The organism is Acetobacter sacchari, assembly GCF_017377715.1.
Lineage (GTDB): Bacteria > Pseudomonadota > Alphaproteobacteria > Acetobacterales > Acetobacteraceae > Acetobacter > Acetobacter sacchari.
This window is the reverse complement of the sequence record NZ_JAFVMF010000022.1, coordinates 21,033-40,608: the sequence shown is the minus strand read 5'-3', so window position 1 is coordinate 40,608 and position 19,576 is coordinate 21,033. Positions and strand designations below refer to the sequence as shown.

The window sequence follows — 19,576 nt, the reverse complement described above, 5'->3', positions numbered from 1 at the left end:
CGGCGCCGGGAATGGTCCCGGAAACATGCATTCAGGAAAATAGGCCATGAAATCAGAAACTATGCGCGTATTGCGCAGGAAAACGTGTGAGGTCGACTGTGAAACAACCAGAGCGTATTCTACTCCGGCCAGGCGAAGCGGCGCGAATGCTTGGCGTGACGACGGCGACCGTGCGGGCGTGGCTCGATAAAGGCAAAATCGCCGGATACAATACGAAGGTGGGGTGCCACCCGCGGTACGATCGAATTTCGGTCCAGAACTACCTCGAGCAGACCAAGGGCGGTGACCGCAAATGACGGTCCTCGAGTTCAAACGAAAACGCCCCCGGTTGCAGGCCGGGGGCGAGATCGAAATCAACAATGACGCAAGCGAAGAATACTGCGGAGGGAGTTTTCGACGCAAGGGAAATCGATTCCAGTATGCAGAGAAAACGCAATCGCAAGGCGTCGAAATTGTTCTCGCCTATCGTGATCTTTGTGCCGCGTTCACTGTAGTGGGCCGGCTGGCTGGCGATCCATGCTGTACACTGCTCGCAGTTCAGAATTTCTCAGGAAAAACTGTCGAGCTGGAGATTCACGCCGAGATCGTTACAGAGCGCCTCGGGTTTGTGAAGTTGTTCCGGGCGAGCGGGGTTTACGTTGCCGCCGGTAGAGGCATAAACGAGCTGATCGTCTCGCTCCTTACCGCTCTGGAGCAAGACTCGCCTGTGTATCCGACACAAGCGAGGCCAGGATGGAGTACTGATTTTTCCAGCTACGTAATGGCCAACGGTGAGGTCATCGGCCGAGCAGATCCGCCTCCGTATCTGCGCGGCAAACGTCCAGATCGCCATGTTCGGTATCCTGAAGGTGGCCGAGGGAGATATCCGCAGTTCGCACTCGCCACGGGTAATCCGACCTTGTTGACTGCGGTAGGTGCGGCACTGGCTCCCGTGCTATTGCGGCCGCTCGGTCTGGAGGGCTTCGGACTACATCTCGACGGGGAGTCCGGGCTCGGAAAGTCAGTCGCGCTGTTGGTCGCGGGTAGTGCCTGGGGGGACCCGGGCAAAGAACGACAATCCTGCGCAGGTACTACAAACGCCCTCCTCGCGCGGCTTGCGGCGGCCGACGACGGGCCGCTTGTTGCCGACGAGTTGGGCGAGATAGGACTCCGGGGACGCGGTGACATTGCGTACGCCGTCGGGAACGGCGGCGGAAAGTCGCGTTGTCGCGTGGATGGCAGTCTTAGACCCACAGTCAGCTTCCGAACGGTTATGCTTTCAGCAGGCGAAATGTCGTATCGGGCTCTGGTCGAGAGTTCGAAAGACGGTGAGGGTGCAGCAGGCCAAAACGCCCGACTGCTAGATTTGCCCGCCGAAGGGTCTGCAGGCGGAATATTTGACGAACTGCATGGCCGCGGGGGCAGTTATGAACTGTCGCAAGAACTGCGCGACTGTGTTCGGCAGGAACACGGCATACTAGCGCGCGCATTCATAACCTCGATTTTGTCTGATCTTGGAACGGTCAGGCGGGAGTGGGGGCAGTTTGGCCCCGCGTTCCGCGTGCGATGTGTTCCTGTGAACGCTTCCGCCCAGGTCGACCGCGCCGGACAATCTTATGCGGTCATCGCCTTTGCGCTTCGCCGCGCATGCGGCGTCATACCTCGGTGGCGAGGGCTTGAACAAGAAATGGAGACGGCCGTCGCGACTTGCTTCGGGCGATGGCTGGACGCGCGGGGAGGTGCTGAAAACGGCGAATTACTTCGGCTGGTGGAAGGCCTCCGCGCTTTTCTGGAAACGCAGGCCGCGAGATTCATGCCTATGACAAGCGGCGGTCCATCGAGTTTAACGCCCCCGCCAAATGCAGCGGGTATCCTTCTACAAAATCGATCAGGCGATTCCGATCTGCATTTACTGAACACGGCCGTGTTTAAGGAAATTAAGGGCCGCATGAATGTCGAAGCTGCAGCGCGCATGCTTTTCAAGGCGGGATTGTTGCGAGGATATGGCGCGGATCCGGAAAAATACCGCTGGAGATATCAACTTCGTTTAGGAAGCGGGCGACAATCCTCTCCGCGATATTTCTACGCGATCGAATCTTCGATCTTTTCTTACGGGGTCGCGAACAATGAAAATTGAACTCGAGAAAATCCGAAAATTCCTTCCTGAAACTGGCGAAGTCGCCATTGTCGGCATGGTCCGCGACCCTGATGCAGGATTCTCCGTCACCGCCGCGCACCACGTCTGGCTCGACCTCGATCGTCCTGACCTACTCGATTACATCGAGGGCGCCGTCGAGGCGTTGCAGGCGCGCGGCGCCACGGATTTTTACTGGACGCCGGCCGCCTTCGAGTTCGAAGCAGGTGTGCCTAAGCGCCGCAATGCGGCCATGGCCAAGGCGTGGCGGTGCTTCTATGCCGATCTGGACGCGCACGGCGGGGATGACGGCTATGCCAACCCCCGTGCGGCGCTGGAGCACCTGTTCGAGGTTTGCCAGCAGGTCAACCTCATGCCGTCCTGCGTCGTGTTCACGGGGCGCGGCGTGCAGGCGATATGGGGGTTCGACCAAGACCTGAGCGTCACACGATGGCGCGTCGCCGCAGATGATATCTGGACGGTCCTGTCGCACTACGGCCTGAAGATGGACCCTGCATGCCGGCAAGACCGCGCACGGGTGATCCGTCTGCCCGGCACTACGAACAGCGTTGCGGGGGCGCAGGCGCGCGTTGTCTACGAGGGTGACCTTATCTACATCCCGCGCCGGATGGTTCGGTACCTCCAGGTCTTCATGACGCAGCGCGGAATCATGCCCCCGCCCGAACCGAAGGCCCCGGTCGCACGTGCCGCCAGTGATGACGGGACGGTGTTCGATTGCGAAACGAATCGTAAAACTTTGGAGTTCCTGCTCGACAAGATCCCATCCAGCTTCACCGGCCGCAAGGCGAACAATTCAAACGGCGCCGTTGATCCGAAGTCCGGTTACGAGCGCTGGAGGGACGTCGTCTGGGCAGCCAAGCGCACCGGTCTGCCGAACGCGTGGAGCGTTGTCTACGACTGGGCGCACAAGGCCGCGCGCGAGTATGACGATCTTGACGAAGCGCTGACGCGCACATGGGACAGCGACAACGCGGGAGCTGCCAACGCGATCGGGCCGGGAACGCTTGTCATGACGGCGCGGCAGTTCTGCCGCAGGAAGGCTGACGTTTCTGCGCTGCAGCGCGCGCATTTCATCAATCACGGCGAGGCTGTTCTGCGGGGCGAAGCGCTGCCCGATGAGCGCGTGGACTGGTGGGGTCATCAGATCGTTCGTGACGAGCAGGGGGAAGTGGCATGAATTACGAACACGAAACGATCTGTGCGGCTGCGCCCGTGGTCGTCTGGGCAGCACTCGGGGCGCCTGTGACCGTTACACATTTTGCGATTGTCGATCGGGACGACACTTTTTCAGTCGTCGATTCTACGCTCTCGCAGGCGGCGTACCAGCTCACGCCCAACGCCATTGCGGCGACTATGGCCGGGTATCTTGCCGCACCGATCGCGCACCGAATCTGCGAGAAGCGGGTTGTCGACGCGCTGTGGGACTGGCGGGTAGCAGACCCTTATGTGCAAGAGTGTGAGAAATTTCTTGCGGAGATGGGCTACGGTCCGGACCGAGTTGCGATTTTCAGCCACGCAATGGACGCGGCGGAATTCGCGCTCGGTGATCCCGAAGTATGGCGCGCGGTTCAGACGCTTGCGCGTCATGCCCGTCATCGACACGGCCCGATGCAACGAAGGGCGCTCGCTGCAGTGCTGCGTGACGTCCACGGGACATGCGCTGGCATAGCGGGCGACTTCCGCATAGCGGGCACTTGATAGGACGCCCCCTCAATCTATGGCCTGCATAGTTATGCCGCGCCCTGTAATGCTTTAGGGGTGCGGTTAGTGCGATCGCTGTCCTAGCGTGCGGCGTCGGTCGTACAGCCTGTTGGCGAGCGCCACTATGAACGAACTTAGAGCGAGCGAGGCGATCAAGGCAAGAATCCCGAACGTCGTGTAGACGGCTTCGTCTCCAGGCGGGCTCATTCGCGCGAGCAATTGAGCGCCCGACGCAGGCATATTTGTCGCGGCCCAAACCCACGCGACACGCACGCCGAGGACCGTCAACAGTGCAATGCTGGCTAGGTTTACAGTGAACCGCTTCATCGTACTTCGACGGTCCCGTAGGCAAGCATTCCAGCGCCAGGGATCGACATCATTTGCCCACCAAGGATTTTTGTGCGCAACCGGGCATAGCCGGTCCTGTCCACGACAGTAATGCACCCTTCGGAAATTCCACGGATACCGGCAGGATGAAGCCGAAAATTACCACGTTTGATTCCTTCGATAAACGTATAATCGTCTATCTGACCGTCTGCACGGTATAGTGCAAACCAGTCGGATTGGTCCGATTGCAAGATGTATCGATGAACCAGTTCATAGAGCCAGCCGAACCGGCCCCCTGATTGCCTGCCGACGATGTAGTAAAGCCCGCGCGGGAGGGGGCCGACCATTGGGATTCCAACTTTGGCTGGATTGTCTACAGCCCCAGCCGCCCCTGAGAACGCGGGCAAATCCCCGAAACCCTCGCAGTGCAGGACGGATGAGGATTTGTTGTTCAGAGAAAATGTGCAGCTAACCGCCATAAGCCACGCTCGTTTACTTTACGAGACATTGATAGCGAGCGGCTAGTTCAGAAGCAAATTATCGTCGAAAAATACTTGCTTCGACCATTCGCGGCGGTGGGAGCCGTGACTCTGATCGCCACAGCGCCACGGCGAGCGCCATCACGACGTCGTCGTGAACGCCTTGCCGGGCGTCGCCTTCGAACGCGATCGTACCAGACGCGCGCCGTTTTGCCCGGAATCCCGCGAGTTCTTGCCGGAGGATGGCGGAAGCAGAACTTTCGCCTGTGATCGACAAGCGATCGTCGGCGAGGACTGCATCGAGCGTGCTGACGAGGAGCGATTTTGCGACGCCGAAATCTTTCGTACCATGCGCGACAAAGTGCTCGCCCGAGGTGATCGTCACCGCGACAGGGGCGAGGCCGTTGTGACGGAGCAGGTCGATGACCGGGCGCCCGACGCCCGATGCGTCGACGACCAGTTCCGGGCGCTCTTCGCGGAGGGACAGTTGGCCGAGAACCCCTGCGACCGATCGCGTTATTGCCAGATAATCGCATCCAACCGGGTAGCGATGCACGTTACGCACCGCATACTCGCGCCGGACGCGCGATGCGACCCGCTCCGGACGATCTGGGCCGAACTTCAGGCGCATGCGCCGTTCCTCTCGCCGGTGCGATTCCTCGATCACGACGAGCGCCGTATGGTCGCTCATTTTTCCCAGATCAACGCCGACAGTGAATCGCTTCGGCTGGGTATCGGTAACCACCCACTCGTCACTGACAACCAACTCTTTCGCGGAATGCTGCGGAGCGGCGGACATCACAGCGTCTCCAGGGCGTCCGGGTGGTCGGGAGCCGACGTTTCCTCCACAACGCCGAAATGAAACCGACCGGCGATCACGGTGAAGGGGCCGCCCCAGTAACTCACTGCCAACCCTGCGGCATCCGCCAAGTATGCGCGCTTGAACGGGTCGATTACGTGGCGCCGTGCGGGGATGCGCGGGACACTGTCTGGCAGGGTCGAGACACCGTCGGTGTAAGTAAGGATGAGCGGCACTACGCCCTTGTTCGCAACCAGCACGACGTTTGCAGGCGTGTCGCCTGCCAACGTCCCGGGGAACACAACGGCGGCGCCCAGTGGGGCGACAGGGACTTGGATCGCATCGGCAATGCCCGAAGGCGTTGCGTTGCCGGAAGCTGGATTGTGTGGGGCGGATAGAAAAAGACGCGTGATCTTCATCTCGAAATCCTCAGAACCGTAGGGGAAGAAATTCAACATCGCGATTGAATGCGCGATCTATTGCGGCATCATCGAACAATTGCAGGTCATCGCCGATGAATTTGCATTGATACTCCTGAGAGAACTTGAAAGGCCCGGCGGTTCTTCTGGCTTCTTCAAGAAATTCCGCAGATATGCGCGGGCATTGCTCGGCGGGCACTTCGAACCGGCGCCAGGTTTCGCCGCCTTCACTCCAGAAGCGGTAGAATGCGCCGTGTTGCCCGTTAGGCGTCGACAGGAGCAGCATGCGGGCATGTGGCGCGGCGGCGATCATCGGGAATAGCGCGGTAAACACGCGCTCATCGATGAATGCCGCTTCGTCGGCGATTATGAGGTCCGGCGCGCTGTATCCGCGGATCGCATCCTCATTGTCGCCGGGAAGCGCCACGATGCGCGACTTGTTGCCCAACTTCAGTTCGAGCGTGGCGTCCTTGTCCAGAGAAGGTAATCCGGGAACACGACCGAGGAAATCTCGTGATTTTCCCAAAAGCTCAACAGATTGACGTTGCGCGCGGGCTATCATGAGAACGAGTGATCGCGGGCGGTAGAGCGCGGTATGCGCGGCGAGAGCCGCCGTGATGGTCGACTTTCCACTCTGCCGCGAGCAATTTAGCAAAACGCGCTTGTCTGCGCTCCGCAGGAATTGCGCTTGCCAGCGATCAGGCTGAACACCGAGTACGTTTGTGGCGAAACGGACAGGGTCGATTGCGTTCGCTAGATCGCGGGCGAATGGATCGGACGTCATGGCGCGTCGATACCCTCCAGCGCGTTCGCGACGGCCCTGCGCGCATCTGCGTACGGCGCCAGCGCGTCGGCAAGTTTCGTCCGGATCGTCTGCCAGCGATCAGAATCCAATGTGACGTCGCTTGCGGCCGAGACCTCGGCCGCAGCCCGGGCTTTAGCAAGTGATTCCAGGCACTGCCTGTATTCCCGGTTGAGCGGGCCGATATCGCGTTTCGGGAGACCTTTCCGCTCGGCTTCATCGAGAACCGCCCGGAGACGCCGGGCGCTCCGTTCGAGTTCGTCGATCGGCACGATCGGCGCATCGTCTGGCAGCGCATCGACCGTCGGTGAGGCTGCGCGCCCCAGATGCCGCGCTAGGTGGCGCTGGATCGCCGCCCGGTGCAGGCCGTACTTGTCCGCAAGCGCCTGCTGCGTGGCGCCCGCTGCGGCGTCTGCGTCAATCGACGCCAGATCCGGATGCGCGCAGACGGCGCAGGTCCTGCCCTTCGTCGTCTTCAACATGCCGCGTCGCCCCGGTTACGTTCGGTCTGAATCATCCGCTCGACGTGCCGAAGCTCTGCTGACAGCGCCGCCAGATCCGACGCGGGGAAGGCGTCGTCAGATGCCGCGCGGATCAGACGATCGCGCAGGGCGCCGGCTGCACTTACGAGCCGCGACGCTCCATCGGCCCGGAGACGCCGGACGCGGCGGTAGAGGGACTGTTCGGCCGTACCGAAACGGGCGGCGATGTCCGGGACACGCGCCCCGCTCAGGAGCGCCGCGTCGATCTCGGCGATCCGGGGGTGATGGCGTAGAGGGCGGCTCATAGCACCAGCTCGACGGGCACGCAGGGGCGTGCGCGGATGCGTTGAATCGTAGTCGGACGCGACCCGTTGATGAGCTCCCTTTCTGACGGCTCAAGTTTCACACCGGCCGGACAGAAAAGGCGTACCTTGCCATCCGGCGTAGCTTCGTAGTGGATGCCGCGCTCCAACCACGCGTCGAGCATATCGTCAGTCTGCTCGACCAGCGTTTTCGCCTGAATGGGAGGCGACGGGGGCGGTGGGGGCGGTGGGTCGATCTCTCGGACGATGGCGGCGGTCGGAAGGCTCTCCCACCGGGCGACGTCGGAACGCAGCTCCCGGAACACGCCTGCAATGTTTTTCAAGTTGACGGCGTTCTCAGTGCCGCCGATGCCGCCTTGCATGGATCGTAGGTTCGCGACGTTGTAGGACAGATTGCGTCGGCGCGCCGCAAAACCTTCCACAACATGAGGCGGGGCTTCTTTTGCCAGGCGCGCCGCCATAGCGTTTATTGCGGGCTCCGCCGCAAGCCGTGCGTTGTGCAGGTCGTTCCAATTTCCGATAGTTTCAGGCATTTCAAAAATCCTTCGGGTATAGGCAAAGGGGGCGCGCGGCAATGTCCGTCGCCAATTCCTCAGGCGTCATTTTTTCCCAACGATCGACACGCATTTTCGCAAGACCGACCGCGAAAGCAGCGGAGTCCGCAACCATTTGGCGTTCTGCAGGCGAGGTGCGCTCCTCGCTCAACCGCCGGGCGCGTTCCTCAAGTCTGATCTGCGCTTCGCCGATCCAGCGATAGATGACGCCTATGTGCGGGCCGCCCGCGCGCAACGCCTGCTGAAGCGCCCGAGGGCGTAGAGCCCGGAGGGATGCCAGGCATCGTTCGAAGGCACGAGGCGCAGGTGCGATGATGGGAACACTTGAGGCAATTTCCCGGTCGAACTCCGCCTCAGACATGCGACGACGCCTCCGTGATCGCATCGATCACCGCTCCTACGTGAACGGGATCGGCGACGCCCGCCAGTCCGGACGGGCGGACTGTAATCATCGGGAACGGTCGACATTCATGCTCGATCCGACGACGATCCGAGCGTCAGCGCGGCCCCGGCGTGCCATGAGCCTTGCATAAGCTGCCTCATGGTCGTGGCGATTGGTGCCCGTCTGGATGAAGTGCGCACCGACGTCCGGATTGATCCCGAGTTCGGCCGCACGCGCCCGGCGCTCTTCCGGCGTTGCAGTGACGGCGTTGAAGCGTGGGCCAGCAGCGTAATCCGCCACAGCTTGCGCCCGGGCCTCTTCTGCCTGGGTGGCCAGCGCGAGGCGTTCATGTTCCGCCTGGAGGGCGCGGGCGGCGCGCTCTTCCATGACCTGCTGAACAGCGATGGACGGCCGGGGACGGCTGCGATCAAGCGCCAGAGCATTCGCAGCCTCTCGCAGCTCGAAAATGTTCATCTCGGACGCAGGTTTTCCCCGCCATCTACCTGTAATCGGATCGATATTATGCATAACAATTTCTCGGTAGGGTTTCGCGTGTTCGTAATTGACGCTTTTTCACACGTTTTAGTCAATAAAATGTATAATCAATACTTTTGATATTTTTAAATTTTGCAATGTTTTTACTTTTATATCGCTGTGTGCGTTTTGCGCCCTCCGCTCGATTGCGGGGTATATGGTTAGAAAATATTGTTTATCAGTCGATGGAATTTAAAAAACTGATTTTTTGTGAGGCTACCATGCGCGCCCGCGCAGGGGGCGGGGTGGGTAGGGCACCCCCCGGCCTCTCGCGCACGCGCGGGCGCGCGTGGGGTGTGCTGGCGCGCATGCGCGAGGCGCGACGGGGGTAGCGTGCGCTCCGATAGGGCTTGCTCCAGTGGAGCGGCGACGGTGGAGCACAATATCGCTCCATTAGGGTTGACTATCTGATTTTCGGAGCGATATGGAGTGAATGTCTAAACCCTATTGGAGCAATTCCCCATGCGCATCGGATACGCCCGCGTCAGCACGACGGACCAGTATGCAGGATTGGCGGCGCAGGAACGCGACTTAGAGGCGGCCGGATGCGAGCGCGTCTTCGCGGAGCGCGCCAGTGGGGCGCAGGGCGACCGTCCTGAGCTGGCCCGCGCGCTGGATATGCTGCGGGAGGGCGACACACTGGTGGTCACCAAGCCGGACAGGCTGGCGCGCTCCACAACCGACCTGCTGGGCTTTGTGGAGGCCGTGAGGGCGAAGGGCGGCGCGCTGCACGTCCTGTCCATGAGCCTGAACACGGCGGACGCATCGCCCACGGGCACGCTGTTACTCACGATGCTCGCCGCCGTCGCCCAGTTCGAGCGCGACATCATGAAGGAACGGCAGGCGGAAGGCATCGCCAAGGCCCGCGAGGAAGGCAAATACAAGGGACGCAAGCCAACCGCCCGAGCGCAGGCGGACAAGGTGCAGGAACTCGCAGCGCAGGGCGTAGGCGCGACGGAGATCGCCCGCCGTCTGAACATCGGGCGTAACAGCGTCTACCGCTGCATGGGCAAGGATTTCTGAGGAGTCGGGCTGCGCGCCTTTACGCGCGGTTTCCGCCTAGCTTCTGCGCGGCCAGATGCCGAAAGGATCGCGGGCGACGGCTCGACAGGCGGCGGAGGCGTTCCGCAATTCGTGCGCTAGGCGCACACAATCCTTTCTGAGGCGCGAGCGAGAGGCTGCCACTCGTAAGCCTCCCACCAGACACGCCCTTCGCACCTGCCGTCAGCCCGGTCGTGCGTATCCGGAGTATCCGCCAGTATCATCGGCAGGTGGATACACGAAAAACCGCAGAAAACTGCCGGTTGCAGCCTATAAATATATCTATGTATCCATGTATCCAGACATTTATATATACATACCGCGAATCATATCTGACTGTTTACAAAGTCGTTTACTGTTTATGGAGTGTGTACCGTATGAGTGTGTGTGCGCCGCGAAAATTGATACACGGATACACCGCCTAAAGCCCGCGGTTTTCTGCCGTTCCGGTGTATCCATCAAATCCGGATACACGCCCCGATAATTGCCCTTTTCGCGCCCACACACGACGTTCACAGCCTGTAAACATCGTTCACATGCTCGCGCCGGGTGGCCGCCCGTGCGAGGTAAACTATGTTGTAAACGTCCGGCTGGTCTTGCTGCAGCCATGCCGAGGCTTCCAGCGGCCCGGAGCAGGGGGCTGCGAACAGTGCGAACAATGGCCGGGTGGTGTCCGGTAGATTGTGCGGACTCTGACATGCCTATTATGTGGCTGAAATATGTAGGTGGTGTGCTATCAAGCGCGCGGAGCTTGTTTCAAGGCGGCCGCTGCTACACGCCGCACTCAGATCTGAGCGGCAAAGAGGACTAAGGTTTGATGTAGTAACTTCGGCATGCTACCGAGCATACCGCTATGGCTTTCATCTCAACTGTTCTAAATGGCGGCACATACGAGGAGCGCTCGTTTGTTCGCGATACGGCGCGCACTACTGTCGTGTGCATTGGATACGATAGTGCAGATCCAATTAGTTATTCACTGCTAGCTGATATATCCCCATCGCAAAATGGCAATGAATTGTTTTTTTGTTTGGTGGAGACGTTTAATGATGTGGACAGAGAAATACTAGATTCAAGTGAGGCATGTTCGATTATTCCAAAATATAGTAGAGGTGCGGTACGGGCCGTACTCTTAAAAATGATTTTGAGTCTCATTCGATCGACTGATATTGATGATTGCTATATGGTAACGTTTTGCGCGCATTTGCCGTTAGCTGCGCTGACGAAGTATCACGATATTTGTAAAGTTTTTGAAACGTGTGGTTTCCAAGTCGAACATGAGGGACCCGATGCGTGCGGTAAGCATATCTGGATGATGAGCAAAGCTTAGCGCCATTGACGATATGGCAAGAATGTTCGTATCTGATGCTTAGCGGGTTCGCATGCAGTTCTACAATCAATGGCAACCACCGGTTTCTATGATCGTTAGAGCTTATGATCCCGTCATAGTTTAGGGGGTTGTTATGACCGACAAGAAGACATTGACCGACGCCGAGAAGGCCGAAATCAAGAGGGATGCGTCGGCGCGTATGATCGCGCGCGCGCGCTCTTGGTTGCAGGACAGCAAGGTCAAGAAGTCGCTCCGCGAGACTGCGCCTGTCCGTGTAGTGATGCGGCAAGCTAGCTAATCCAGCAGGGACAGAGTGTCTGAGCCGACATCGCCCCGCTTCGGCGGGGTTTTTCTTTGCTTTTTTCGTCAACATCGGATCGCGAATTATCACGAAACCGTGAGTAACGGCGATTTTCTTATCGTGGGTTTTATCGGGAGTTGACGCTGAAACTTCCCGCTAAGCTCTTGATTTAATTGATAAAAATTAGCTTAGTGGTGTCCGCGGCGGGATTCGAACCCACGGCCCCAGGATTCATACCACTTCGGCTTTCGCCGCCGCGTGGCGCAGGCCCCGCGTTCGTGGTCTGGACTGTCCCTTCGCCGTAGGCTGTGAAGCCTGTAGGCGTCGCCCGTCCAGTCTCTACACCTTCCCGTCTCGGAGAGACGGGCTTGGCTCGGGATTGGCACAACCCGAGAGGGTCAAGCGTTCCCCGAATTTGAGCGATTCCGTCGCGTGGTTTCCCCTCGCGACGCCCAATTCAATAGGAATCCTGTGCTCTATCCTGCTGAGCTACGCGGACGACACGCGCCTTTGTATCGACAGCGTCAGCAGATCACAAGTCGTATTCAGCGTTGTCAAAACGGATACGTCGCTCACGTTTACAGCATATGCGGCAGCCTGTGTTTGGGCGGATAGCTCAGGCGGACAGATGACGCCGTGGCGTGTCGGCCGTTTGTCGAAGGCGCGGGGTGAGGCGTATGTGGACGCTTGGCGTCTATACAAGAATATCGAGAAGAGCGCCCCGTCTTCGGAAGGGGGGAGGCGCGCCGCTAGGTGCGAGCGTAGTTCCGATCGCCCGGGGTTGGGTTTCATCGGAAATTGTGCTGCGCGCGATCACCGTCGTGGACGATTTTACTGTCGCGCGTTTCGAGTCCGTATTGGCGGGAGACGAAAGCAGGCTCAAAAGATCGGTCGAGAGCATCAGAACAGTAAAGCCGAAACGTAAAAACCCGCCCATTGTGGTAGCGGGAAATCGTTAAGGTTTAGACAATCGTACAGTCACTTCTGGACTCCACGTGTGGGACTGTCGTTTACGTGGGAGGACGCCGAGACGCGTTACGGCTGATGGTCGGGGGAACCGTCTCTCGCGTATGCCGGCGCCACATTAGGACCGAAGGCCCTGAGGCTACCTACGCAGGCGAGCCTCACATTGGGACGCCTGCGCGGTCTGTTTCTTGTCAGCAAAAGAGATTCAACGCCTATCAGAGAGGCGCTGCTTCCTGCCCGATTGCACGCAGCATCTGGATTCCGGGAAGAATCTTTCCCTCGAGCCACTCTAGGAATGCTCCGCCCGCAGTAGAAACATAGGACATGTCGTGCAGGACGTGCGCGTGGCGTAGCGCGGAGACGGTGTCTCCGCCGCCAGCGACGGTCTTGAGCTTGCCTTCCTTCGTCAGGCGGGCCGCTTCTTGGGCCACGGCGTTGGTTCCTTCATCGAACGGAGGCAATTCGAACACGCCGAGGGGGCCGTTCCACACAAGCGTCTTCAGCGAAGCGAGCTTCGATTTCAGCAGGGCGACCGTCTCCGGTCCGACGTCGAGCGCCATCCATCCTTCGGGAATGGCGGTGACGGGGACGATCTTCGTGGGTGCGCCAGCCATGAATTCTGCTGCGACGACGACGTCGACAGGCAACACCAGATCGCAACCACGCTCGCGCGCCTTGGCGAGGATGGCCTTCGCGGTATCGAGCATCTCCTCTTCCTTCAGCGACGTGCCGATCGAAAGCCCGTTCGCGGCGAGGAACGTGTTCGCCATGGCGCCGCCGACCGCCAGAACGTCGACCTTCTCGATCATGTTGTTAAGCAGGTCGAGCTTGGTCGAGACCTTCGCCCCGCCGATGATCGCGCCGACAGGGCGCTCCGGCGCTTCGAGCGCGGTTTCGAGGGCGCCGAGTTCGATTTCCATCAGGCGGCCGGCGAAAGACGGCAGGTGGTGCGCGACGCCTTCGGTCGAGGCGTGGGCGCGGTGCGCCGCCGAGAAGGCGTCATTGACGTAGACGTCGGCCAGAGAGGCCAGAGTCTTCGACATGTCCGGGTCGTTTTTCTCTTCGCCGGGATAGAAGCGGGTGTTTTCCAGTACGACGACATCGCCGTCAGCCATCGCGGCGACCGCTTTCGCTGCGACATCGCCCAGGCAATCCGGCACGAAGGCTACGCTATGGCCGAGAGTCTTGGCGAGGGCTTCAGAAATCGGAGCCAGAGACATTTCCGGCACGGGCTTGCCTTTGGGGCGGTCGAAATGGCTGACCACGATCACGCGGCCGCCCTTGTCTGCCAGTTCCCGAATCGTGGGCGCCAGACGCTCGATGCGGGTCAGGTCGGTAATGGCGCCGTCACGCACCGGCACGTTCAGGTCTGCGCGGAGCAGGATCTTTTTTCCGCGCGGATCAAGCGAATCCAGTGTCTTGAAAGAAAGCGTCGTCATGGAAAAATCCTTCCTGCCCCGCCGGAGCGTCATGGTGGCGTCTGCGCGCCCGTGCCTAAATTCACAGACGACCCGTAGGGCAGGGTCGTCGCCCCGCGCGTCGCTCCGTCACCGGAGAGCGTCGCCCGGGAACTGCGTCATCGGACGGTTCAGAGGTTCCCAAACACCGCCGCAGTGTCGGACATGCGGTTGGAGAAGCCCCATTCGTTGTCGTACCATGTGCAGATACGGACGAGCTTGCCACCGTCGACCAGCGAGGTCTGCGTGGCGTCGAACGTCGACGACGCGATGGCGTGGTTGAAATCCGAGCTGACGAGCGGCGCGGTGTTGTACGCCAGAACGCCCTTCAGGGGGCCTTCCTCGGACGCCTTCTTCACGACCTCGTTCACGGCTTCGACCGATGCCGGGATGGTCTTAGGCACGAAGTCGAGCGAGACGAGGGAGACGTTAGCGGTCGGCACGCGGATGGCGGTGCCGTCCAGCTTGCCTTTCAGGTGCGGCAGGACGAGCCCGACCGCGCGTGCGGCGCCGGTGGAAGTCGGGATCATGTTCAGGGCGGCGGCGCGGGCGCGACGCAGATCCTTGTGCAGCGTGTCGACCGTGCGCTGATCGCCCGTGTACGAGTGGATCGTGACCATGTAGCCGCGTTCGATGCCGAATGCGTCGTCGAGGACCTTCGCCACGGGCGCGAGGCAGTTGGTGGTGCACGAGGCGTTGGAGATCACCGTCATGTCGGATGTCAGCGTGTTCTGGTTCACGCCGTAGACGATGGTCGCGTCCACGCTGTCGGCGGGGGCGGAGATGATGACCTTGCGTGCGCCAGCGGCGAGCAGCGGGGCTGCCTTTTCCTTGGTGGTGAAAATGCCGGTGCATTCCATGGCGACGTCGACGCCCTGAAGCGGAACTTTCGACGGATCGCGCTCGGCCGACACGGTGATCGGGTCCCAGGTCCGGCCGTTGGCCGAGATGATCAGGCTGTTGCCCTCGACGCGGACATCGGCGGGGAACCGGCCGTGCACGCTGTCATAGCTCAACAGATGTGCGTTGTCGGTGACGCTGCCGAGGTCGTTGATGACGGTCGGGATGACGTCCGTCCGCCCGCTTTCGATGATTCCGCGCAGCACGAGGCGGCCGATACGGCCAAATCCGTTGATCGCGATCTTAACTGCCATCTGAACTGTCTCCGTCTTTTTCTGATTGCCCCGTGACGATGCGTCGTGGCGAGGCGTCGCGTTTGACCGTATGGCGGGGGTCGGTGCGGCGATTGGGTGCTCCGGCCTTATGTGCGCCGGACGCGCGTCCCGTTAAGGCGGCGCCATCGCTCCCCAGGTTGGGAAGCCGAGAATCCGACACTCGTGAACCCAGAAGTTGGCGCACCCGATCGCGTACTCCCTCGGGAGTGATCCCGAAACTGTCGTGGAGCGTGCCCATGCTGGAGGACGAACCGAAGTCGTCCCGCCCGATGAATACGCCCTCAAACCCAAGCCATCGTTCCCAGCCGAAGCCGGACGCCGCCTCGATCGCGACGCGCGGCGCTGAACCGAGCACGGCAGCACGATAGGCGGTATCTTGTCGCGCGAATAGCTCCCAGCATGGAAGTGACACGACGGCGACGGAGATGTCGTCACGCATCAAAAGGACCTGCGCTTCTCGGGCGATCGCCAGCTCCGGGCCTGATGCGATGATGGTGGCTTGCCGGGCCGTCGGGCCGCCGGGGGCTTCGGCGCGCACATAACCGCCATGCGCTGCGGCAAATGTCATAACGCCGGCTTGCGACGACGCGTCCCCGCGCAGATCGTCCATCATGCCGCTCTCGCCATTCGTCGCAGGACCTAACCCGAGAACGATAACGGCTGGACCGTCGCGCCATTCCAGAGCTTTCTCCCAGACCGCGATCACTTCCTGACGGTCGCCGGGCCGGAAAAGTGCCAGATTCGGCATCGCTCGCAGGCTCGCGAGCTCTTCTACCGGCGGCCACAAATCGGCGGCGGTCCGAGGATCGTCCTCGACCAACAGACACAGCATTCGTCGTCCCGCCAGCGCAGCGAAACGGAGCGCCGGACGTATGCGATCAACCATCGATAACGTCGCCACGCCACAAGCCAGAGCGCCGCCATGCAGCGATAGTCCGTTCATCAACCCGACCATTGCTGGCTCGCGGGCTCCGAAGAACAGAGGCTCGCCGGGGACGACGAGAGGCGTTGTGGAAATGTCGGAATTCGTTTGCGTCGCCTTGCTTCGCCGTCGTCCGGAAGACGGCGCCGGCGGGGAAGGCGAATCTTCACCAACGTGGCGTGAAGAGTCGCCACCTGCCGACATTGAAACGAACTCGGGCAGGAGCGTCGTCAGAATGTCGCGTCCGCGAAGCCCGTCACGTACAATCGACCGGGCCGCTCGTTCTTCCCCGGCGTGGTAAGTCTCGATCGAAGGTGCGTTCTCAACCGTAGCCCATGCCCGGCGCCAATCGTCTATCAGGCGTGGCATTGCACGCGATTCGGTGGTCCGCTCGAACTCCGCTCGCAACCTGTGGCGCGCAAGACGACGAAGCCATGTATGCCGCGCCACACGACCGCGCCGCGCGGTCACGCTCCACGGACCGACCAGTTCGTATTCGCCGTCGTCCTCGACCGGGAGCCGCGTCCCGTCATCCTCGCCGTCGCAGACCAGAAGACTCGGCCGCCGGCTTCGTTGACATGTTGCGAGCGCGGCGCCCAAGGCGTTCGCATCGTTCGCCGCGACGCGTCGGACCGCCCAGCCAGACGCCTCGATCCGGTCGATCGCAAGGTTTAGATCGTGGGTAGAGGAACGCGTAAACGCGTCGCCGACGATTACAGTGAGCCGGTCGAGGCGAAAGCGTCCGGCGATTGCGGACGCTTCAAGCGCAACGCCTGCGTCAAGATCGGCGGGGGTGGCGAGGAGCCAAGTGCGGTGATCGACGAGGGACTGCCCGAAACGTGCGGCGAGCATCTTTTCTGTCAGGCTCATGCCGACAGCCGCCGCAACGCCTTGTCCGGCCAGGCCGGCTGTCATGCCGATCGCGTAACCATTTCCATGGTGAGCGGCAACGTTGTGTTCCGGCGCTCCTGTCAGACGCAGAAAGGCATGAAGCAGGGGAGAAAGCCGCATGGAGGAGACGTAGAATCGATCGCTGTCCGCCCATGCGGGGGCAGATGGATCAAAGCGGAGAAACCGCTCCCATAGTATGGCGACGACGAGATAGAGCGCGTTCACGCCTGAATGCCCGAAGGATATGCCGGTTTCGCCGGAGCTCTGCGCGCGTGCGGCGCGCGCGAAGCGTATGGCCGAGCGAAAATCGCGTCCTGCGCCCGAAGAAAAATCGGCGCTGATCATCTCGCGGTCGGGCCGCCTGCTTTTAGGAGCCCTTTTTTCCGGGAGATCCGGTGCACCCATAAACGGATCGTCAGACATTCACGCGGGGACGTCGCGCCGGAACGGGAAAATCGCTTCATGATCGTCACCTCATGCACTCTTGCTCCTTGGCGCGGTTCCTGCAACCGTCCCGCCATGCCGTTCCGAGCCCTATTCCGTCGTTCCGCCGCCATAAAGACCACAGCGTCATCGGCTGTTCCAACATCCGTTCAGGCGAAGCCCGTAATCTCCGGGAAAGCAGGCGACAGGCTGCCTCGCCGGTCGTTCGCCGGACTGTCGCTGACGGCTGCAGCCCTGTCGCTCCCCGGGTGCAAGCTGGTGGACCAGCGGACCTTCGATCATACTGCAAGCCGCCCCCCAAAAGTCATCGTGCCGCCGCCGCCGCCCGGTCCGCCGCCGATCCCGCCGTTGGTGGAGGTCATCGCCGGGACGCCTGTCGCCGATTGGCAGGGGCCGCTGGAGGCCATCGTGAAGCGTGCTCTGGCGCGCAAGCCCAATATTCTCTTCCGTGTGCAGGCTCTCGCCCCGCCGGGGGCTGACGCGGACGCTGATCGCGCCACGCTTGCGCGCCTGACGACGAACGACGGACAGGCGGTGGCGAACGCGATTGTCGCGGGCGGCGCCTCCCCGGCACAGATAGAGATGACGGCTATGCCCAATTCCGGTGTGGCAAGCCCGCGTATCCGGGTGTATGTGCGCTGAACGACTAATCCTCGCCGCTGCGTCAGCCGATCTGGCGTAGTGTCGCCGCCGCAGGGTGTAATGCGCTGCGGCCCCTGTGGCTCGATAGACGCCATCCGCGTTTCGGCGGTTATGCATCGTCGTCGGCCCACCGATGAAGACAGGAGTAGACTGGGTGACTATCCGGAACGCGCGACACCCGTTTTACGATTTCTGCGACGAAGCTCTCGAAGACATACGGCGACAGGGCCGCTACCGCAGCTTCACGCCGCTGGCCCGTCAGGCTCCCCGTTACCCGGTTTACGAGGAAGAAATAGATCCGGTTCCCGGTGAGACGCCCGAGGGCCGGGAAGTCATCGTGTGGTCTTCGAACGATTATCTTGGGATGGGCGTTGAGCCGGAGGTTTGCGAAGCTGCGATCGCCGCCATCCGCGAGCATGGCGCAGGTGCGGGCGGAACGCGGAATATCGCAGGCACCAGCCCTCTGCATAAACGTCTTGAGGCCGAACTCGCCGCGCTGCACGGCAAGGAGGCGGGACTGTTGTTCGTTTCCGGCTACGTGTCGAATCAGGCCAGTCTGCAAACCATCCTCACGTCGATGCCTGGCTGGATCTGCTTTTCCGACCGGTGCAATCATGCCTCGATGATCGCTGGCATCAAGGGCGCTCGTGGATCGACGACCGTCATTTTCGAGCATAACGACCTTGCCGATCTGGAGGCCAAGCTCGCCGCAGCTCCGATTGATGCGCCCAAGCTGATTGCGTTCGAGAGCGTTTATTCGATGGATGGCGACGTTTCGGACATCGCCGGGATCTGCGCTCTCGCCCGGAAATACGGCGCGATGACGTATCTCGACGAAGTGCATGCCGTCGGCCTTTACGGTGACGAAGGCGGCGGCGTTTCCCAGCGTGACGGCGTCGCCGATCAGGTCGACATCATCGAGGGCACGCTGGCCAAAGGGTTCGGCGTTCACGGCGGGTACATCACGGCTTCGGCTCAGATCGTCGATTATCTCCGTTCATCCGCGTCGGGTTTCATTTTCACCACGTCGTTGCCGCCCTCGATCGCCGCCGCGGCGTTGGCCAGCGTGAAACTGGTGCGCGCCCAGAACTGGCGTCGCGAGAAGATGTTTGAGAGGGTGAACGAATTCCGCCGTCGCATGCGCGCTGCGGGCGTGCCGTTCATGATGACGGCGAGCCATATCGTGCCGGTTCCGGTAGGGGACGCGGAATTGTGCAAGAAGATCAGCCGTCGGCTGCTTGATGAGTACGGTCTTTATGCGACGCCGATCAATTACCCGACGGTGCCCAAGGGAACAGAGCGCCTGCGTCTGACGCCGGGGCCGTATCACACCGACGAGATGATGGATCAGATGGTTACGGCGCTCTTGCGTCTGCTGACGGAAGAGGGGCTGCGGCCCGGGGCCGAAGGAACTGCGCAGGCCGCGTGATCGGAGCAAATGCGCCGCTTTGTTGACTGAGTCATGCATTAATAT

22 protein-coding genes are annotated in these 19,576 nt (G+C 61.0%); 9 read left to right on the top strand and 13 right to left on the bottom strand.

Features of this window, described 5'->3' with window-relative positions; all coding sequences use genetic code 11:
* The first annotated feature begins 86 nt into the window (after positions 1–86).
* From J2D73_RS16725 to J2D73_RS16710, 4 genes are read left to right on the top strand one after another with little or no spacing between them, the layout of a single operon-like run.
* On the top strand, positions 87–296 hold the full coding sequence (locus J2D73_RS16725) for a helix-turn-helix domain-containing protein (protein WP_207883161.1): 210 nt from the start codon (positions 87–89) through the stop codon (positions 294–296).
* A complete protein-coding gene (locus J2D73_RS16720; RefSeq protein ID WP_207883159.1) occupies positions 293–2,116 on the top strand; it encodes a DUF927 domain-containing protein in 1,824 nt (607 codons plus the stop codon). The genes J2D73_RS16725 and J2D73_RS16720 overlap by 4 nt, the downstream gene beginning before the upstream one ends.
* Positions 2,106–3,311: a hypothetical protein gene (locus J2D73_RS16715; protein WP_207883157.1), complete on the top strand. Its 1,206-nt coding sequence runs from the start codon at positions 2,106–2,108 to the stop codon at positions 3,309–3,311. Before J2D73_RS16720 ends, J2D73_RS16715 begins: the two co-directional genes overlap by 11 nt.
* On the top strand, positions 3,308–3,832 hold the full coding sequence (locus J2D73_RS16710) for a hypothetical protein (RefSeq protein WP_207883155.1): 525 nt from the start codon (positions 3,308–3,310) through the stop codon (positions 3,830–3,832). Before J2D73_RS16715 ends, J2D73_RS16710 begins: the two co-directional genes overlap by 4 nt.
* Before the next feature lie 66 nt (positions 3,833–3,898).
* Here the strand turns inward: J2D73_RS16710 and J2D73_RS16705 are convergent, their stop codons facing one another.
* From J2D73_RS16705 to J2D73_RS16660, 10 genes are all read right to left on the bottom strand, one after another.
* Entirely contained in the window at positions 3,899–4,162 is a 264-nt protein-coding gene (locus J2D73_RS16705; RefSeq protein WP_207883153.1) for a hypothetical protein, read from the bottom strand.
* Positions 4,159–4,641 carry a DUF2778 domain-containing protein gene (locus J2D73_RS16700; protein ID WP_207883152.1) on the bottom strand — a complete coding sequence of 161 codons (483 nt, stop codon included), beginning with the start codon at positions 4,639–4,641 and terminating at the stop codon, positions 4,159–4,161. The genes J2D73_RS16705 and J2D73_RS16700 overlap by 4 nt, the downstream gene beginning before the upstream one ends.
* A gap of 58 nt (positions 4,642–4,699) precedes the next feature.
* On the bottom strand, positions 4,700–5,440 hold the full coding sequence (locus J2D73_RS16695; protein ID WP_207883150.1) for a hypothetical protein: 741 nt from the start codon (positions 5,438–5,440) through the stop codon (positions 4,700–4,702).
* A complete protein-coding gene (locus J2D73_RS16690) occupies positions 5,440–5,859 on the bottom strand; it encodes a hypothetical protein (protein WP_207883148.1) in 420 nt (139 codons plus the stop codon). Before J2D73_RS16690 ends, J2D73_RS16695 begins: the two co-directional genes overlap by 1 nt.
* 10 nt (positions 5,860–5,869) lie before the next feature.
* Positions 5,870–6,643, bottom strand: coding sequence for a terminase large subunit domain-containing protein (locus J2D73_RS16685; RefSeq protein ID WP_207883146.1), 774 nt, complete (start codon positions 6,641–6,643; stop codon positions 5,870–5,872).
* Complete coding sequence (locus J2D73_RS16680) at positions 6,640–7,143, bottom strand: hypothetical protein (RefSeq protein WP_207883144.1); 504 nt, start codon at positions 7,141–7,143, stop codon at positions 6,640–6,642. The genes J2D73_RS16685 and J2D73_RS16680 overlap by 4 nt, the downstream gene beginning before the upstream one ends.
* On the bottom strand, positions 7,137–7,448 hold the full coding sequence (locus tag J2D73_RS16675; RefSeq protein ID WP_207883142.1) for a helix-turn-helix domain-containing protein: 312 nt from the start codon (positions 7,446–7,448) through the stop codon (positions 7,137–7,139). The genes J2D73_RS16680 and J2D73_RS16675 overlap by 7 nt, the downstream gene beginning before the upstream one ends.
* Complete coding sequence (locus tag J2D73_RS16670) at positions 7,445–7,999, bottom strand: hypothetical protein (protein ID WP_207883140.1); 555 nt, start codon at positions 7,997–7,999, stop codon at positions 7,445–7,447. Before J2D73_RS16670 ends, J2D73_RS16675 begins: the two co-directional genes overlap by 4 nt.
* Before the next feature lies 1 nt (position 8,000).
* Complete coding sequence (locus J2D73_RS16665) at positions 8,001–8,381, bottom strand: hypothetical protein (RefSeq protein WP_207883138.1); 381 nt, start codon at positions 8,379–8,381, stop codon at positions 8,001–8,003.
* 87 nt (positions 8,382–8,468) lie between these two features.
* Positions 8,469–8,876 carry a hypothetical protein gene (locus J2D73_RS16660; protein ID WP_207883132.1) on the bottom strand — a complete coding sequence of 136 codons (408 nt, stop codon included), beginning with the start codon at positions 8,874–8,876 and terminating at the stop codon, positions 8,469–8,471.
* A gap of 522 nt (positions 8,877–9,398) precedes the next feature.
* Between J2D73_RS16660 and J2D73_RS16655 the strand changes: the two genes are divergently transcribed.
* From J2D73_RS16655 to J2D73_RS16645, 3 genes are all read left to right on the top strand, one after another.
* Complete coding sequence (locus J2D73_RS16655) at positions 9,399–9,959, top strand: recombinase family protein (protein WP_207883130.1); 561 nt, start codon at positions 9,399–9,401, stop codon at positions 9,957–9,959.
* 871 nt (positions 9,960–10,830) lie between these two features.
* Positions 10,831–11,304 carry a hypothetical protein gene (locus J2D73_RS16650; RefSeq protein WP_207883128.1) on the top strand — a complete coding sequence of 158 codons (474 nt, stop codon included), beginning with the start codon at positions 10,831–10,833 and terminating at the stop codon, positions 11,302–11,304.
* Positions 11,305–11,437: 133 nt separating this feature from the next.
* On the top strand, positions 11,438–11,602 hold the full coding sequence (locus tag J2D73_RS16645; RefSeq protein ID WP_207883126.1) for a hypothetical protein: 165 nt from the start codon (positions 11,438–11,440) through the stop codon (positions 11,600–11,602).
* Between the two features lie 1,184 nt (positions 11,603–12,786).
* Here J2D73_RS16645 and J2D73_RS16640 read toward each other — a convergent pair.
* From J2D73_RS16640 to J2D73_RS16630, 3 genes are all read right to left on the bottom strand, one after another.
* On the bottom strand, positions 12,787–14,010 hold the full coding sequence (locus tag J2D73_RS16640) for a phosphoglycerate kinase (RefSeq protein WP_207883124.1): 1,224 nt from the start codon (positions 14,008–14,010) through the stop codon (positions 12,787–12,789).
* Between the two features lie 149 nt (positions 14,011–14,159).
* Positions 14,160–15,182, bottom strand: coding sequence for a type I glyceraldehyde-3-phosphate dehydrogenase (gene gap, locus J2D73_RS16635; RefSeq protein WP_207883122.1), 1,023 nt, complete (start codon positions 15,180–15,182; stop codon positions 14,160–14,162).
* Positions 15,172–17,361, bottom strand: coding sequence for a transketolase-like TK C-terminal-containing protein (locus tag J2D73_RS16630; RefSeq protein WP_207883113.1), 2,190 nt, complete (start codon positions 17,359–17,361; stop codon positions 15,172–15,174). Before J2D73_RS16630 ends, gap begins: the two co-directional genes overlap by 11 nt.
* 117 nt (positions 17,362–17,478) lie before the next feature.
* Between J2D73_RS16630 and J2D73_RS16625 the strand changes: the two genes are divergently transcribed.
* The gene (locus J2D73_RS16625; RefSeq protein WP_207883111.1) at positions 17,479–18,102 is read left to right on the top strand and encodes a hypothetical protein; all 624 of its coding nucleotides are present in this window, start codon (positions 17,479–17,481) and stop codon (positions 18,100–18,102) included.
* Positions 18,103–18,256: 154 nt separating this feature from the next.
* Positions 18,257–19,531: a 5-aminolevulinate synthase gene (gene hemA / locus J2D73_RS16620; protein ID WP_341535119.1), complete on the top strand. Its 1,275-nt coding sequence runs from the start codon at positions 18,257–18,259 to the stop codon at positions 19,529–19,531.
* Positions 19,532–19,576: the final 45 nt, after the last annotated feature.